The following is a 15,207-nucleotide window of genomic DNA, read 5'->3' as shown; positions in this document are numbered from 1 at the left end:
GCGTTGGGAGGGGTGGGCCTGGATGGTGCCGCCTGGGCGGAGCGCGTCCATCCCGCCGGCTCGGGAAGTTTGACCGGGCGATTCGTGGGGACGCTGCGCGACGCCGTTGATCCCGCGTTCCGGCACCGGCCGGTTCGCGGGACGCGGTGGTCCGGGCCCTCCGGCGGTCGCACCCAGGATTGACGGGCGGCGACTCCGGGCATACAGCGCGGTGATGATGTAAGGAGGACAGCATGGCTGACGTGGCGAACGCCCGCACATCCCGCAACGGGAGCGAGCCGTCCACCGCCGAACTGGTGCAGCGGGCCGCGGAGCAGGTCTCCCGGCTGGTCCGCGACGAGTTGGCACTGGCCCGGGCGGAGCTGGCCCAGAAGGGCAAGCACGCCGGCATCGGCATCGGCCTCTTCGGCGGTGGCGGGGCGCTGGCGTTCTACGGTCTCGGTGCCCTGGTCGCCACCGCGATCCTGCTGCTGGACCTGGCCATGCCCGCCTGGCTCGCCGCCCTGATCGTGGCGGTGGCGCTGTTCCTGGTGGCCGGCGTCCTCGCCCTGATCGGCAAGAAACAGGTCAGCCGTGCGGTCCCGCCGGTGCCCGCGGCCACGGTGCGCAGCGTCCGGGCGGACGTGGACACCGTCGCCGCCGCGGTGAAGGACAGGGGACGGGGATGACCGGCAACGGCAGGGGCCCGGACACCGAGGCGCTCCGCGAGGAGATCCGGCGGACCCGGGTCGAGCTGGGCGAGACGATGGAGGCGCTGGCCGCGAAGGCCGACGTCAAGGCACGCCTGCGGTCCTCGGCCGACCAGGCGAAGGAGCGGATGCGGGAGCAGGCGGCGCAGACCATGGCCCGGGTGCGCGGGCAGGCCGCCCAGAAGGCGCAGGTCGCCCGGACCCAGGCGCAGGAGCGGAGCCAGGCGGTACGCCGCAACCCGGCGCCGCTCGCCGCGCTGGCGGCCGGCGCGATGGCCGCCGCGATCGTGTTGTTGATCATCCGGGGGAGGCGTCGGTGAGCAGGAGCATCAACAGGGCCGCGTACAAGCCGGTCGGGGTCCTGCTGGGCCTCGCCGCCGGTACCGTCGCCGGCGCCATCTTCCGGCAGGTCTGGAAGCTGACCGCGGGCGACGGCGAGGCGCCCAGCGCCACCGATGAGGACCGCGGCTGGGGCGAGGTGCTGGCAGCGGCGGCGTTGCAGGGCGCCATCTTCGCGGTCGTCCGGGCCGCAGTGGACCGTGGCGGCGCGGTCGGCGTACGCCGGCTCACCGGCCACTGGCCGGACTGAGACGAGTTCGCGTGGGGCCCCCGAGCCGGTCGGTAAGGGGGCCTTTCGCATGGCGGTAAGCGCCCACCCAGCGGATCTCCGGCAACCGTCAGGTCACATGTCGGAGAATTTCGTCGGGTAGGCTGTGCAGAGTTTTTGCGTACGTGGTTTGCTGTTCCACGCTGTTGAGAGATGGCGTGGGTTGAGAGAAGTCTCCTTCGTGGGGGCCGCCTCAGGCGCCGCTGCTCGAAAACGGCCAACCGGCCGCACGGCGTGCTCGGCCGCCAGTTTTAGAAGGAGATACACATGGCGCAGGGAACCGTGAAGTGGTTCAACGCTGACAAGGGCTTCGGCTTCATCACCGTCGACGGCGGGGGTGCTGACGTGTTCGTCCACTTCTCGGCCATCCAGACCAGCGGCTACCGCACGCTGGAGGAGAACCAGCGGGTGGAGTTCGAGATCGCCCAGGGCCAGAAGGGCCCGCAGGCTGAGCAGGTCCGCCCGATCTGAGCAGCGCCGGCCGGCCCCCGTCGGCCAGTGGGTGATCCGGCCCTCGGATCGACACGAAGCCCCGTATCCCCAGGGATGCGGGGCTTTCCGCGTCTCCGGCGCGGTTGCGTCGGCGGCTCGTGCGGCGCCCGGTCGGATCGCGGCTGGCCGGGTCGCGGCTGGCCGGGTCGCGGTGGGCGGCGCGGCTGGCCGGGGTCACGGGCCGGTCAGCGCCGGCGGCGGGCGCGCAGGCCGAACCAGAGCACGACCAGTCCAACCAGGACGACCACCGGGCCGGCCACCGCCCAGACCCGCCGGTCGGTCATCACACTGTCCTCGACGTACCCCAGGCCCTGCACGGTCCAGACCGCGCCGACGACCACGGCGAGCAGGCCGACAGTGAGCCGGAACCAGCCCCTCACCGCCGTACCCCTGCCCGGACGCGGTTCCGGTCGGTGCCCGCCGTGCTCACCACCGGTCGTGCACCTGCGGCCGGATCAGCTCGTCGTAGACCTCCCGCACGGCGGCCTGCTCGGCGGCCGACAGCGGTGCCAGGCCGGCCACGGCGGCGTTGCGCCCGGCCTGCCCGGCGTCCCGGGCACCGGGGATCACCACGGTGACCCCGGGCTGGTCGACGACCCAGCGCAGCGCGAACTGCGCCATGGTGCGGTCCGCGCCGACCAGCGGCACCAGCCGGCGTACGGCTTCCAGCCCCAGCTCGAAGTCGACCCCGGAGAACGTCTCGCCGACGTCGAACGCCTCGCCGTGCCGGTTGTAGCTGCGGTGGTCGTCGGCGGCGAAGGTGGTGTGCTCGTCGTAGCGGCCGGAGAGCAGCCCGCTGGCCAGCGGCACCCGGGCGATGATGCCCACCCCGGCGGCCGCGGCGGCCGGCAGCACCCGCTCCAGCGGCTTGAGCCGCAACGCGTTGAGGATGATCTGCACGCTCGCCACGCCGGGCCGGGCGATCGCGGTGAGCGCCTGGTCGCAGGTCTCCACGCTGACCCCGTAGCCGGCGATCCGCTTCTCGGCGACCAGGGTGTCCAGCGCGTCGAAGACCGCGTCGTCGGCGAAGACGGCGGTCGGCGGGCAGTGCAGCTGCACCAGGTCGAGCGTGTCCATCCCGAGGTTGGCCCGAGACCGGTCGGTCCATTCGCGGAAGTTGGCCAGGGTGTACGCCTCCGGCGTCTGCGGCACCCGGCGGCCCATCTTGGTGGCCACGGTCAGCCCGGCGTCCGGGCAGTCGCGCAGGAACCGGCCGATCAGCTGCTCGCTGCGCCCGTCGCCGTAGACGTCGGCGGTGTCCAGGAAGGTCACGCCCGCCTCGACGGCGGCGGTGAGCACGCCCATCGCGTCGTCCTCGCTGACCGTGCCCCAGTCGGCGCCGAGTTGCCAGGCGCCGAGGCCGATCACGCCGACGTCCCGGCCCAGCCGGTGGAAGGTGCGCTGCTCCATACCGGAGAGCCTAGTGAGGCCCTTGCCGGCCCGCTCAACCGCCCGTACCGTCAACAAGACGGACGTACGGTTTGGGAGGCTGGCATGTGGGATCCGACGACGTACCTGCGCTACGGCGACGAGCGCTCCCGGCCCTTCCACGACCTGCTGGCCCGGGTGGCGGCCGACCGGCCGCGTGCGGTGGTCGACCTCGGCTGCGGGCCCGGCCAGCTGACCGCCACCCTGGCCGCCCGCTGGCCGGCCAGCCGGGTGGTCGGGCTGGACTCGTCGCCCGAGATGATCGAACGGGCCGCCGACCTGGCCGCCCCGGTCGGCTTCGCCGTCGCCGACGTGCGGGACTGGCGTCCCGACCCGGACGTGGACGTGGTGGTGGCCAACGCGGTGCTCCAGTGGGTCCCCGGCCACCAGGAGCTGCTCGCCCGCTGGGCCCGGGAACTGCCCGCCGCGGCCTGGCTGGCGGTGCAGGTGCCGGGGAACTTCGACGCCCCCTCGCACCGGGCGCTGCGCGAGGTCGCCGGCCGTCCGGCCTGGCGCGCCGAGCTGGCCCCGCTGCTGCGCGAGGCCCCGGTGGACGACCCGGTCGACTACGCCCGGCTGCTGACCGGTGCCGGCTGCGCGGTGGACGCCTGGGAGACTACCTACGTGCACCTGCTGCCGGCCCGCGCCGACGCGGACCACCCCGTACTGGCCTGGATGGAGGGGACCGCGCTGCGGCCCGTGCGGGCTGCCCTGGACGCCGCCGGGTGGGCGGACTTCCGGGCCGAGCTGGGGGTACGGCTCGCGCAGGCGTACCCGGTGCGGCAGGGTCAGGTGTACTTCCCGTTCCGCCGCGTCTTCGTCGTGGCCCGTACCGGCGCCCGTGCCGAGGAGAACCTGTGACCGACCTGCCCACGTTCATCGCCGGACTGCCCAAGGTGGAGCTGCACGTACACCACGTCGGCTCCGCCTCGCCCCGGATCGTCGCCGAGCTGGCCGCCCGCCACGAGGGGCGCAGCCCGGTGCCGGCCGACCCGGCGGCGCTGGCCGACTACTTCGCGTTCCGCGACTTCGCCCACTTCATCGAGGTCTACCTCACCGTCGTGGACCTGATCCGGGACCAGGACGACGTCTGGCTGCTCACCCACGAGGTGGCCCGGGAGCTGGCCCGTCAGCAGGTCCGCTACGCCGAGCTGACCGTCACGCCCTACTCGCACGTGCACCGGGGGATCCCGGCGCCAGCGTTCTGCGAGGCGATCGAGGACGCCCGCAAGCGGGCCGCCGCGGACTTCGGCATCGAGCTGCGCTGGTGCTTCGACATCCCCGGCGAGGCCGGCCTGCCGGCGGCCGAGGAGACCCTGCGGATCAGCCTGGCGGAGAAGCCGGACGGGCTGATCAGCTTCGGCCTGGGCGGCCCCGAGATCGGCGTGCCGCGGCCGCAGTTCAAGCCCTACTTCGACCAGGCCCGCGCGGCCGGGCTGCGGTCGGTGCCGCATGCCGGGGAGACCACCGGTCCGCAGACCGTCTGGGACGCGCTGCGCGACCTCGGCGCGGAGCGGATCGGGCACGGCATCTCCGCCGCCCAGGACCCGGAACTGCTCAGCCACCTGGCCGAGCGGCAGATCGCCCTGGAGGTCTGCCCGACATCCAACGTCCGCACCCGGGCCGTCGCCAGCCTCGACGAGCACCCGCTGCGGCAGCTGGTCGAGGCCGGGCTGCTGGTCACCATCAACTCCGACGACCCGCCGATGTTCGGCACCACCCTCAACGACGAGTACGCGGTCGCGGCCCGGCTGCTGGACGTCGGCCCGGAAGGGCTGGCGACGCTGGCCCGCAACGCGGTGACCGCCTCGTTCCTCGACCCGGCCGGACAGCAGCGGATCAACGCCGAGATCGACGCCTACCTGGCCACCCACCGGCACTGACCGGCCCCGCCGCGCCCTCCACCGCCTGCGGCGCCGGTCGTCCGAACCCGCGCCCGCGTCCCGGCCGGACCGTGCAGGAACCTCGCCCGGGTCCCGCTCCGGGAGACGCGGGAAACTTGCCCGGACGCCGGCCAAGATCGCGCAATAACCATGATGTAGTGGCCTCCCATCGCCGGGAGGCCACTACATCCATGTTCGAGCGCGATTTCCTCGGCAAAGATGGCGCGGGACGGCCGAGTGGAACGGGGAAGAGGTGGGCGCGCGGCGGGAGCAGGTGTGGGGGGACCGTTTCTCCCGCCGCGCGCACGGCTCCACCGGCGGTGGGTGCACGGGGCAACATCCGGTGGAACTGATGGGTTCGTACCTGAATCGTCGCAGTCCCGGGCCGGCGCTGCGGCGCCGTTAACCGAGACCTAAGGAAGACTTGCGCCGGCCCACAGCCGGCCCCGGCCGAGCCCGGCCCGGGCCGGCGACGATTCATTCCGCGCCGAAGCCCCGGCCGCACCGGGCGCCGTCGCCCACCTGCCACCGACCGCCGGCCACCTGCCACCCGCAGTTGGCCACCGGTCGCCGGCTACCTGGCACCCGCCGTCGAGCGCCGGCGGCGTCCGGCCAGGGGCGCGCCGACTGGCCCGGCGGTCGGCGACCGCGTTCGTGCGGCGATTCGGTAGCCGGGCGTTCAGCCAGCGGACGGGCGCTGGCGGGGCCAGCGGCGGCCGGCGCTCTTCTGCTCCCGCGCTTCCCGGGCCATCCGGCCGACCAGCCCGAACCGGTTGACCTGACGCGGCGCCGCCTCCGGATCGGCGAGCAGCATCACCACGCTGGCTCCGCCCAGCCGGGCCCGGTCGATGCTCACCGAGCCGTTGGCCTGCAACGCCACCCGCTTGGCGATGTCCAGCCCGAGGCCGGTCGAGCCCTGGTCGCTGGCGCCCCGGCGCAACGCCCGGTCGGGGTTGGCGATGCCGGGGCCGGCGTCGTCGATCCGGATCGCCACGTAGCCGTCCCGTCGGGAGACCGCCACCTCGAACGCGGTGCCCTGGGGGGTGTAGCGGAACACGTTGCCGATCACCGCGTCCAGCGCGGCGGCCAGCTCGGCCCGCGGCACCGGGGCGGGGATGCGCAGCTGGGCGCCGATCACCCGGTGCGGCCGGTTCTGGTCGCCGGCGAGCGCCGCCCAGAACACCATCCGGTCCCGGACCACCTCACTGACGTCGCACATGGCCGGCCCGGTCTCGTGGGTGACCGCCTTGCGGGTGGTCTTGATCAGTACGTCGATCTCGCCCTCGAGGGTGACGATCGCCTGCCGGATCCGGCGGATGGTGCGCCGGCGGTCCAGCTCCGCCTCGCTGAACGTGCCCACGCTGGTGTCGTCGGACTCCAGCGCCTCGGCGTCCAGGCGCAGCACGGTCAGCGGGGTGCGCAGCCGGTGCGACAGGTCCGCCACCAGTTCCCGCTCGTCGGTGCGGGAGACCACCAGCCGGTCGGCCATCCGGTTGAAGGCGTGCCCGGCCTCGGCCAGCTCGCGCGGCCCGCTCGGCTCGACGCGTACGCCGAGATCGCCGTCGCCCACCGCGAGCGCCGCCCTGGCCAGACCCTGGGCCGACTCGACGGCCCGCGCGGCGACCCGGTCGACCACCAGTACCGCCGCACCGGCCAGCGCGGCGGCCACCCCGAACAGCAGCAGCCAGCGTCCGCCGAGCCCGCCGTCCGACTCGGGCACGAACACCTCGACCACGGCCGTCCGGTCGCCGAGCACCACCGGGTCGAGCCGGACCACGCCGCCGGCCACGTCGACGACCAGCGAGCGGCGTTCGGACCGGGCCCGGTCCAGGTCCGCCGGGCGGGCCCGGCCCGCCGACTCGTCCAGGCCCAGACCGTGCACCACCGGCCGGGTCGCCGGGTCGTCGCCGCTGGCCTCGACGGCCCGGCGCACCACCGCCGGGTCGGTGCTGACCGCGAGCGCCCCGGTCACCAGCGCGCCGCGCCGGGCGGCGTCCGCCACCGCCTCGTCCTGGGTGCGGTCGCCGAGGACCGCTCCGAGGGGGATCAGGAAGGCGAGCGCCGCCAGGGCGCACATGCCGGCCGTGAGCAGGGCCAGCGTGATCCTCAGTCCGGCGCCACCAGCCGGAAGCCGACCCCCCGCACGGTGCGCAGGTAGCGCGGCTTCGCCGCGGACTCGCCCATTTTGCGGCGCAGCCAGTACAGGTGAACGTCGATGGTCTGATCCTCGCCGACCGATGGCTGCCGCCATACCTCCTCCAAGAGCTCCCGGCGGGACACTACCCGGCCCGGACGTGCGGCGAGATACGCCAACAGGTCGAATTCCTTGCGGGTCAGCGCCAGTGGCTCACCGTCGAGGTGGGCGCTGCGCTCGCCGACGTCCACCCGGAGCCCGCCGACGACGTGCACGGCCGGCTGGACGCTCCGGCTGGCCCGGCCCGCCCGGCGCAGCACGGTGGTGATCCGGGCGTCCAGGTGCGCGCCGGTGAACGGCTTGACCATGTAGTCGTCGGCCCCGGCACGCAACAGGCGGACCACCGACTGCTCGTCGTCCCGGGCGGTGGCGATGATGATCGGCACGTCGGTGATGCCGCGCAGCATCCGCAGCGCGTCCGAGCCGTCCAGGTCGGGCAGGCCGAGGTCGAGCACGACGAGGTCGGGTGTCTCGGCGGCGACCCGGCGCAGCGCGTCCAGCGCGGTGCCGACGGCGTGCACGGCGTGCCCCCGGTCGGCGAGGGACCGCAGCATCGCGCCGCGTACGACGTGATCATCTTCGACCAGGAGCACGGTGGCCACCCCAAGACGGTACTGCCCGTGGCAAGTTGATCGCGTTGCGGCGCTCCCGCCAACCCGGCAAGCTGGTACAACGATGTCCTTCACCCTCTTTTCCGACACCCGCCTGGCCCTCGCCCGGGACAGCCTCGCCGGTCTCTCGGTCGGCGACGCCCTCGGCTCGCAGTTCTTCGTCCCCGGCCGGCACCCGGCCGACCTGGCCGCCGGGAAGCTGCCCCCGCCGCCCTGGGCGTGGACAGACGACACCGAGATGGCCTGCTCGGTGGTGGCCGCCCTGGCCTACGCCGGCCGGATCGACCGGGACGCGCTCGCCGCGGCCTTCGCCGAGCGTTGCGAGCCCTATCGGGGGTACGGGCCGGGCGCGGTGACGATCCTGCGGCTGATCCGCACCGGCACGCCGTGGCCGGTGGCGGCCGCGTCCGCCTTCGACGGGCAGGGCTCGTGCGGCAACGGCGCGGCGATGCGGGTCGGCCCGCTGGGCGCGTGGTTCGCCGACTCGACTACCCGGGCGGCCGCGCAGGCCCGGGCGTCGGCGGAGGTGACCCACGCCCACCCGGAGGGGATCGCCGGGGCGGTCGCGGTGGCGGTGGCCGCCGCGCTGGCCACCCGCGCCCGGTTGGACGGGTACCGGCCGGCGCCGGACCGGCTGCTCGCCGCGGTGGCCGCGCTGCTCGACCCGGGCAGCGAGGTGCACCGGGGCGTACGCCGCGCGGTGGACCTGCTCGGCCGGCCGCTTCCGGCGGTGGTCGACGCGCTCGGCAACGGCTCCCGGGTGACCGCCCAGGACACCGTGGCCTTCACGCTCTGGGTGGCCGCGGTGCACCTGGACGACTACCCGGCGGCGATCAGCGCCTGCGTCGAGGCGGGCGGCGACGTCGACACCACGGCGGCGATCGCCGGCGCGGTGGTGGCCGCGCACACCGGCGTCGGCACCCCGGGTGGCGTGCCGACGGAGTGGCTGGCCGCCCGCGAGCCGCTGCCGGACTGGCTGGACTGATCCGCCGCCCACCAGCGCCGCCCGCCGGGCCGGTGTCGTCCCGCGGGCGGGTGTCGTCCCGCGGGCGGGTGTCGCTTCGCCGGGCCGTGCCGCTCGGCGGGGCCGTGCCGTTCGGCGGGGCCGTGCCGTTCGGCCGGCCGGTGCCGCCCGGCCGGGCCGAGACCGGCTGCTGCGCGCCGCCCCCGGCCGTGCGGACAGGTCGACTGCGGGTGGGTGACGCTGGCCGGGCCTTGGGCAGGTCGGCTCAGATCGGGGCCGAACCGCGTACCGCACCGACCGGTGGCCGCGATCCCGCTTCCGCCCCGCCCTGCGGCAACTCCGCCGGTCGGGGTGGCGGACCGTCGTCGCCGGCCGGCGCCGGACTGCCGTCGGCCGGGGTCGGGCTGTCGGTGGCCGGGATCTCCGGGGTCGGGTCGGCGCCTAGCGGCGCTACCGCCCGGCTGTCGACTGCGGCGACCGGCACCTCGTCGAGCACGGACCGGTCGATCGGGGCGGCCGGCTCGCGGCGGCGCCACCGGCTGGCCAGCCAACCGATCGCCGCCCCGCCGCCCAGCCCGGCGAGCAGGCCGGCGGCGAGCAGCGCGTCGGCGTTTCCGCCGTCGTCCGCCCCGGCCCCCGGCGCGGGCGCGCCACCGCCGGCCGCCGACCCGGGCGCCGCGCCTCCGGCGTCCGTACCGCCGGCCGGTCGGGCTCCGTGGCCGGCGTGCCCGGCGACCGCTCCGGGCGCCGCGGGGGACAGGGCCAGCACCGGCGCCCGGTGGGCGCCGGCCGGATCGGCCCAGCGCACCACCGTGCCGTCGGCGTACGTCTGGATCACCTGGAAGGTGAGCCGGTCAACCTGCGGCAGCGGCCCCATGGAGAGGGTGAGCCGGGCCGGGGCGGCGCCGGATCCGGGCATCCGGGTCCAGGTCACCGCGCCGGTGACCGTGTCGAGCCGGATGCCGTGCAGGTCGGTCACCGGCTGGTCCAGCCGGCGGGTGGCGATCCGGGGCGCCCAGCCGTCGACCGACATCGGGTACACCTCGGCGATCGGCGCGTCGGCCGGCAGCCGGACCTCGATCCGGTCGGTCCGGGTGCCGGGCCGCTCCTCGGGCACCACGAACTCCAGCTTCACCGCGTCGCCCTGCCGGGCCTGCGTCGGGTTGGTCGTCACGTCCGCCGCGTCCGCCGTGGCGGGCCAGGCCAGCACGCCGGCCGCGGCCAGGGCGGCCACCGCCCCGGCCCGACGGCCCAGGCCGCGTGTCATCGCCATCTTCGGGTCCCCATCCGTCTCCACGCGGCCGGCACCGGTTTCCAGCCACACCCGGTAGTTCGGATCCCGCGCCGAAATGGTTCAACCGCCCGGTGCCCGGTGCCCGGTGCCCGGTGCCCGGTGCCCGGTGCCCGGTGCCCGGTGCCCGGTGCCCGGTGCCCGTGCCCGGTGCCGGTGCGGCGGCCGGTGCCCGGTCCGTCCAGGCGCACTCGCGGCCGACCGCCGCCCGCTGCTGCCGCCCGCCGGGTGCCGCCCACCGTTCCCTGTGCGGCGACCGGCGCCCGGTGGCCCGGGCGTACCCGCGGCCCGACCGCCGGCTGCTGCTGCCGCACGCCGACCGCCGGCCGCCACTCGTCGGGCGTCGGGCGGATCGACGACCGACCGTCGGGCGGTGGGCGTCGCCGACCGTGCCGGCGCGCACGACCGATAGCATCGGCAGGAGCCGCGTGTCGGCGTACATCCGTTCCGTCTGCTGGAGGAGTCACCGTGTCCGCACCCCGTACCCCCGCCGTGGCCGACCCCGTCGTCGTCGCCGCCGGGACCACGGCGGCCGACGCGGTGGCCGCGGCCGGGCTGCCCGCCGCCGGGCCGAAGGCGATCGTCGTGGTCCGCGATCCGCAGGGCGTGCTGCACGACCTGGACTGGATGCCGGCCGTCGACACCGAGGTCGAGCCGGTCAGCCTGGACTCCCCGGACGGGCTGAACGTGCTGCGCCACTCCACCGCGCACGTGCTCGCCCAGGCCGTGCAGGACATCTTCCCGGAAGCCAAGCTTGGCATCGGCCCGCCGATCGAGAACGGCTTCTACTACGACTTCGCGGTCGACAAGCCGTTCCAGCCGGACGACCTGACCCGGCTCGAGAAGCGGATGCAGGAAATCATCAAGTCCGGCCAGCGGTTCCGCCGGCGGCGCTTCCGCAGCCTGGACGAGGCGAAGGCCGAGCTGGCCGCCGAGCCGTTCAAGCTGGAGCTGATCGACGTCAAGGGCGAGGGCCTGGACTCGTCCGAGGTGATGGAGGTCGGCGGCGGCGAGCTGACCATCTACGACAACCTGGCCGCGAACGAGGACAAGGTCTGCTGGTCGGACCTGTGCCGCGGCCCGCACCTGCCGAGCACCCGGCTGATCGGGGCGTTCAAGCTGATGCGCTCGGCCGCCGCGTACTGGCGGGGGTCGGAGAAGAACCCCCAGCTGCAGCGGGTGTACGGCACCGCCTGGCCGACCCGGGACGAGCTCAAGGCGTACCTGAAGCTGCTGGAGGAGGCCGCCCGGCGGGACCACCGCAAGCTCGGCGCGGACCTCGACCTGTTCAGCTTCCCCGACGAGATCGGCTCCGGGCTGGCGGTCTTCCACCCCAAGGGTGGTGTGCTCAAGCGGGAGATGGAGGACTACGTCCGGGCCCGCCACATCGAGGAGGGCTTCCAGTACGTCGGGACGCCGCACATCTCGAAGGAAGGCCTCTTCCACACCTCGGGCCACCTGCCCTACTACAAGGACACGATGTTCCCTCCGATGCAGATGGAGGGCAGCGACTACTACCTCAAGGCGATGAACTGCCCGATGCACAACCTGATCTACAGGTCGCGCGGGCGGTCCTACCGTGAGCTGCCGATGCGGCTGTTCGAGTTCGGATCGGTCTACCGGTACGAGAAGTCGGGTGTCATCCACGGGCTCACCCGGGTGCGCGGCTTCACCCAGGACGACTCGCACTCGTACTGCACGAAGGAGCAGGCGCCGGCCGAGGTCAAGCACCTGCTGGCGTTCGTGCTCGGCCTGCTGCGCGACTTCGGCATCACCGACTTCTACCTGGAGCTGTCGACCCGGGACGAGTCCCGCCCGGACAAGTTCGTCGGCTCGGAGGAGGACTGGGCGACCGCGACCGCGGTGCTGGAGCAGTGCGCGAAGGAGACCGGGCTGGAACTCGTCCCCGACCCGGGCGGCGCGGCCTTCTACGGCCCGAAGATCTCGGTGCAGGCCAAGGACGCGATCGGCCGTACCTGGCAGATGTCGACCATCCAGTACGACTTCAACCAGCCCAAGGGCTTCGGGCTGGAGTACCAGGCGGCCGACGGCACCCGGCAGCAGCCGGTGATGATCCACTGCGCCAAGTTCGGCTCGATCGAGCGGTTCGTCGGGGTGCTCACCGAGCACTACGCCGGCGCCTTCCCGGCCTGGCTGTCCCCGGTGCAGGTGGTCGGCATCCCGATCCGCGACGAGCACGCCGACTACCTGCACGGGTTCGTGGCGGCGCTGCGCGCCGAGGGGATCCGGGCCGAGGTCGACACCGGCGACGACCGGATGCAGAAGAAGATCCGTACCGCCCAGCAGCAGAAGATCCCGTTCATGGTGATCGCCGGCGACGACGACGTGGCGGCCGGCACCGTCTCGTTCCGCTACCGGGACGGCTCGCAGCGCAACGGGGTGCCGATGGCCGAGGCGGTCGCCCACGTGCTGGACGTGGTCACCACGCGGAGCAACATCGGGCCGTCGGCCGCCTGACCCTGGCGTGAGGAAGGCCCCCCGCGCCGCGGGGGGCCTTCGTCGACGAATCGTCAGCCGTCAGATCCCACAGGTCGGCGCGGACCAGGACCGGCTCGGGCTGTTACCCAGGTGGGTGTGGTCGTTGTGACCCGGGTAGCCGGGGCCGAGGATGTTGGTGAAGCCGTGGTAGCGGGCCTGCTGCGCCAGCCGGCAGAACGAGGGAGACCCGGTCAGGTCGATGCCGTCGCCGTAGAGGTGCCGGCTGTTGGAGGCCCCGCCGACCGCGCTGTTGCAGGTGTAGCTGCGGAAGCCGCTGCTGAGGTAGATCGGCACGTCGCCGAGGGCGTGCCGCATGGCCTGGAGCTTCCACATCGACACCCGCGCGTTGAACTTGGCGGTGCTGGCCGAGACCGCTCCGCCGGACCAGGTGCTGTTGCACTTGTTCCATTCCGCGTAGCTGAAGTTGACCGGGGTGCAGTCGTCGTCCTGCAACGCGTAGATCTTGTTGAAGGTCTGCGGGCCGGCGATGCCGTCCGCGCTCAGGCCGTACGCCTGCTGGAAGCGGGTCACCGCCGCCGCGGTGGCCGGGCCGTACGCGCCGTCGAGGCCGAGCACCGCGCCGTAGCCGGGGTAGCCGGAGACGCGGATCTGGAGTTGCCGGACGTCCTCGCCGGACATCCCCTGGGACAGCGTGCGTCCCCAGGTGTAGCAGCCGTCGGCGTGCGCCGCCCCGGGGGTGAGGGTGACGCCGACCACCGTGGTGGCGGCGGCCAGCGCGAGCGCCGCGAAGAACCTGCCGAGCCGTCGGATCATGGAGCCCTCCATCGGTAAATGGAAGTATCTGAATGCATGGGATTTTCAGGGGCGCGCTTTGATTCGTCAACAACTTGCAGGAACGGACATCCCACCGGCGGGCGTCGCCGCCGGCCGGGCCGGGTCCGTAGGATCGGCTTGTGACAGGGGCGGAACGGCACACGGACAGCGGCATGGCCGACGGCCTGGAGCGGCTCTGGACGCCGCACCGGATGACCTACATCTCCGGCGAGGACCGGCCAGAGGGCGGCTACGAGAAGCCCACCGGTTGCCCGTTCTGCCTGGCGCCGGGACGACCGCCGGAGGAGAGCCTGGTGGTGGCGCGGGGCGAGCACGTCTTCGTGGTGCTCAACCTCTACCCGTACAACCCGGGCCACCTGCTGGTCTGCCCCTACCGGCACGTCGCCGACTACACCGACCTGGACGCGGCGGAGACCGGCGAGCTGGCGACCTACACGCAGACCGCGATGCGGGTGATCCGCAAGGTCAGCAACGCGCACGGGTTCAACCTCGGCATGAACCAGGGCGGGGTGGCCGGGGCCGGGATCGCCGCGCACCTGCACCAGCACGTGGTGCCGCGCTGGGGCGGCGACGCCAACTTCATGCCGGTGATCGGCCGCACCAAGGTGCTGCCCCAACTGCTCGGCGACACCCGGGACCTGCTGGCCCGCGCCTGGCCGTCCTGAATCGGCCGCGTGCCACCCGTCCGGGCCCGCCGGGTGGCACGATCTGCCGATGGCAGTCAGCACGCGGACGTTGGGCCGCAGCGGCATCGAGGTCAGTGCCCTCGGCATGGGGTGCTGGGCGATCGGTGGCCCGCGGGCCGAGGGCAGCCAGCCGCTGGGCTGGGGCGCGGTCGACGACGAGGAGTCGGTCCGCGCCGTGCGGCGCGCGCTCGACCTCGGCGTCACCCTCTTCGACACCGCCGACACGTACGGGGCGGGCCACGGCGAGCGGATCCTCGGCCGCGCGCTCGCCGGCCGGCGGGACCAGGCGGTGATCGCCACCAAGTGGGGCTACACCTTCGACGAGGCGACCCGGCAGGCGACCGGGGAGGACGCCTCCCCGGCGTACCTGCGGCGGGCCGTGCACGACTCGCTGCGCCGGCTGGACACCGACCGGATCGACCTCTACCAGCTGCACCTGGCCGACCTGCCGGTGCCCCGGGCCGAGGCGCTGGTCGGCACCCTGGAGGACCTGGTCGCCGACGGCCTGATCCGGGGGTACGGCTGGAGCACCGACCGCCCCGACCGGGCCGCCGCGTTCGGCCACGGCGCCCCGCGCGCCACCGCCGTGCAGCACGCCCTCTCGGTGCTCCGCGACGCCCCCGAGCTGCTCGCCGTCTGCGACAAGTACGACCTGGCCAGCGTCGTCCGGGGGCCGCTCGGGATGGGGCTGCTCACCGGCAAGTACACCGCCGGCTCCACGCTGCCCCGCGACGACGTGCGCGGGGTCGCGCCGGGCTGGCTGGAGTGGTTCCGCGGCGGCCGGCCGGCCCCGGAGTGGCTGCGCCGGGTCACCGCGGTGCGGGCGGCGCTCACCGGCGACGGGCGCACCCTGGCCCAGGGCGCGTTGGGCTGGATCTGGGCCCGCAGCGGCCGGAGCGTGCCGATCCCCGGCTGCCGTACGGTCGCCCAGGTCGAGGAGAACGCCGGCGCGCTGCGCTGGGGGCCGCTGCCGCCGGACCAGTTCGCCGAGGTGGAACGCCAGCTCGCGGCCCTGCGCGCGGCGGCGCTGCGCTCCGCCGACCCGGCCCTACTGGCCCAGCCCCACCC

The 15,207-nt window shown here is 74.3% G+C and carries 15 protein-coding genes and 1 pseudogene; 10 read left to right on the top strand and 6 right to left on the bottom strand.

The window, feature by feature from the left end:
• Positions 1-233 precede the first annotated feature (233 nt).
• The 4 genes from DLJ47_RS23845 (at position 234) to DLJ47_RS23830 (ending at position 1,767) form a co-directional block, all read left to right on the top strand.
• Entirely contained in the window at positions 234-668 is a 435-nt protein-coding gene (locus DLJ47_RS23845; protein ID WP_109902930.1) for a phage holin family protein, read from the top strand.
• On the top strand, positions 665-1,009 hold the full coding sequence (locus DLJ47_RS23840) for a DUF3618 domain-containing protein (RefSeq protein ID WP_109902928.1): 345 nt from the start codon (positions 665-667) through the stop codon (positions 1,007-1,009). The genes DLJ47_RS23845 and DLJ47_RS23840 overlap by 4 nt, the downstream gene beginning before the upstream one ends.
• 8 nt (positions 1,010-1,017) lie before the next feature.
• On the top strand, positions 1,018-1,278 hold the full coding sequence (locus DLJ47_RS23835; protein WP_393350764.1) for a DUF4235 domain-containing protein: 261 nt from the start codon (positions 1,018-1,020) through the stop codon (positions 1,276-1,278).
• 285 nt (positions 1,279-1,563) lie between these two features.
• Entirely contained in the window at positions 1,564-1,767 is a 204-nt protein-coding gene (locus DLJ47_RS23830) for a cold-shock protein (RefSeq protein ID WP_007075740.1), read from the top strand.
• A 206-nt stretch (positions 1,768-1,973) separates the two neighbouring features.
• On the opposite strand, the gene DLJ47_RS23825 is transcribed toward DLJ47_RS23830, so the two are convergent.
• Both DLJ47_RS23825 and DLJ47_RS23820 read right to left on the bottom strand, forming a co-directional pair.
• Positions 1,974-2,168 (bottom strand): hypothetical protein, encoded by a 195-nt coding sequence (locus tag DLJ47_RS23825; protein ID WP_109902926.1) that lies wholly within the window; start codon positions 2,166-2,168, stop codon positions 1,974-1,976.
• Between the two features lie 46 nt (positions 2,169-2,214).
• On the bottom strand, positions 2,215-3,198 hold the full coding sequence (locus DLJ47_RS23820; protein WP_109902924.1) for an aldo/keto reductase: 984 nt from the start codon (positions 3,196-3,198) through the stop codon (positions 2,215-2,217).
• An 84-nt stretch (positions 3,199-3,282) separates the two neighbouring features.
• Between DLJ47_RS23820 and DLJ47_RS23815 the strand changes: the two genes are divergently transcribed.
• Together DLJ47_RS23815 and DLJ47_RS23810 are read left to right on the top strand one after the other, a co-directional pair.
• Entirely contained in the window at positions 3,283-4,077 is a 795-nt protein-coding gene (locus tag DLJ47_RS23815; protein ID WP_109902922.1) for a trans-aconitate 2-methyltransferase, read from the top strand.
• Positions 4,074-5,099, top strand: a complete 1,026-nt coding sequence (locus DLJ47_RS23810; protein ID WP_109902920.1) for an adenosine deaminase — start codon at positions 4,074-4,076, stop codon at positions 5,097-5,099. The genes DLJ47_RS23815 and DLJ47_RS23810 overlap by 4 nt, the downstream gene beginning before the upstream one ends.
• Positions 5,100-5,778: 679 nt before the next feature.
• Here the strand turns inward: DLJ47_RS23810 and DLJ47_RS23805 are convergent.
• Entirely contained in the window at positions 5,779-7,176 is a 1,398-nt protein-coding gene (locus tag DLJ47_RS23805; protein WP_199235983.1) for a HAMP domain-containing sensor histidine kinase, read from the bottom strand.
• Between the two features lie 29 nt (positions 7,177-7,205).
• Positions 7,206-7,895 carry a response regulator transcription factor gene (locus DLJ47_RS23800; RefSeq protein ID WP_088994906.1) on the bottom strand — a complete coding sequence of 230 codons (690 nt, stop codon included), beginning with the start codon at positions 7,893-7,895 and terminating at the stop codon, positions 7,206-7,208.
• A 73-nt stretch (positions 7,896-7,968) separates the two neighbouring features.
• On the opposite strand from DLJ47_RS23800, the gene DLJ47_RS23795 reads away from it, so the two are divergent.
• Positions 7,969-8,889 (top strand): ADP-ribosylglycohydrolase family protein, encoded by a 921-nt coding sequence (locus DLJ47_RS23795; protein WP_109902918.1) that lies wholly within the window; start codon positions 7,969-7,971, stop codon positions 8,887-8,889.
• Positions 8,890-9,133: 244 nt separating this feature from the next.
• On the opposite strand, the gene DLJ47_RS23790 is transcribed toward DLJ47_RS23795, so the two are convergent.
• The gene (locus tag DLJ47_RS23790; protein WP_109902934.1) at positions 9,134-10,141 is read right to left on the bottom strand and encodes a DUF1775 domain-containing protein; all 1,008 of its coding nucleotides are present in this window, start codon (positions 10,139-10,141) and stop codon (positions 9,134-9,136) included.
• Positions 10,142-10,627: 486 nt separating this feature from the next.
• Between DLJ47_RS23790 and thrS the strand changes: the two genes are divergently transcribed.
• Positions 10,628-12,637, top strand: coding sequence for a threonine--tRNA ligase (thrS, locus tag DLJ47_RS23780; RefSeq protein WP_109902914.1), 2,010 nt, complete (start codon positions 10,628-10,630; stop codon positions 12,635-12,637).
• Between the two features lie 60 nt (positions 12,638-12,697).
• On the opposite strand, the gene DLJ47_RS23775 is transcribed toward thrS, so the two are convergent.
• Positions 12,698-13,432 (bottom strand): D-Ala-D-Ala carboxypeptidase family metallohydrolase, encoded by a 735-nt coding sequence (locus tag DLJ47_RS23775; protein WP_109902912.1) that lies wholly within the window; start codon positions 13,430-13,432, stop codon positions 12,698-12,700.
• A gap of 173 nt (positions 13,433-13,605) precedes the next feature.
• Between DLJ47_RS23775 and DLJ47_RS23770 the strand changes: the two genes are divergently transcribed.
• A complete protein-coding gene (locus tag DLJ47_RS23770) occupies positions 13,606-14,118 on the top strand; it encodes an HIT family protein (protein WP_199235984.1) in 513 nt (170 codons plus the stop codon).
• 49 nt (positions 14,119-14,167) lie between these two features.
• Positions 14,168-15,207: pseudogene (locus DLJ47_RS23765) on the top strand (aldo/keto reductase); the annotation flags it as partial.

The organism is Micromonospora sp. S4605, assembly GCF_003176715.1.
GTDB lineage: Bacteria > Actinomycetota > Actinomycetes > Mycobacteriales > Micromonosporaceae > Micromonospora > Micromonospora echinaurantiaca.
This window is presented reverse-complemented; position numbering and strand designations above follow the sequence as displayed.

What these genes read in the sequence shown, in the direction of transcription:
- DLJ47_RS23840 (WP_109902928.1), top strand. Translation starts at nt 665, where the DNA reads ATGACCGGCAACGGCAGGGGCCCGGACACCGAGGCGCTCCGCGAGGAG.
- DLJ47_RS23830 (WP_007075740.1), top strand. Translation starts at nt 1,564, where the DNA reads ATGGCGCAGGGAACCGTGAAGTGGTTCAACGCTGACAAGGGCTTCGGC.
- DLJ47_RS23820 (WP_109902924.1), bottom strand. Translation starts at nt 3,198, where the DNA reads ATGGAGCAGCGCACCTTCCACCGGCTGGGCCGGGACGTCGGCGTGATC.
- DLJ47_RS23805 (WP_199235983.1), bottom strand. Translation starts at nt 7,176, where the DNA reads ATGTGCGCCCTGGCGGCGCTCGCCTTCCTGATCCCCCTCGGAGCGGTC.
- DLJ47_RS23815 (WP_109902922.1), top strand. Translation starts at nt 3,283, where the DNA reads ATGTGGGATCCGACGACGTACCTGCGCTACGGCGACGAGCGCTCCCGG.
- DLJ47_RS23775 (WP_109902912.1), bottom strand. Translation starts at nt 13,432, where the DNA reads ATGATCCGACGGCTCGGCAGGTTCTTCGCGGCGCTCGCGCTGGCCGCC.
- DLJ47_RS23770 (WP_199235984.1), top strand. Translation starts at nt 13,606, where the DNA reads ATGGCCGACGGCCTGGAGCGGCTCTGGACGCCGCACCGGATGACCTAC.
- DLJ47_RS23845 (WP_109902930.1), top strand. Translation starts at nt 234, where the DNA reads ATGGCTGACGTGGCGAACGCCCGCACATCCCGCAACGGGAGCGAGCCG.
- DLJ47_RS23795 (WP_109902918.1), top strand. Translation starts at nt 7,969, where the DNA reads ATGTCCTTCACCCTCTTTTCCGACACCCGCCTGGCCCTCGCCCGGGAC.
- DLJ47_RS23790 (WP_109902934.1), bottom strand. Translation starts at nt 10,141, where the DNA reads ATGGCGATGACACGCGGCCTGGGCCGTCGGGCCGGGGCGGTGGCCGCC.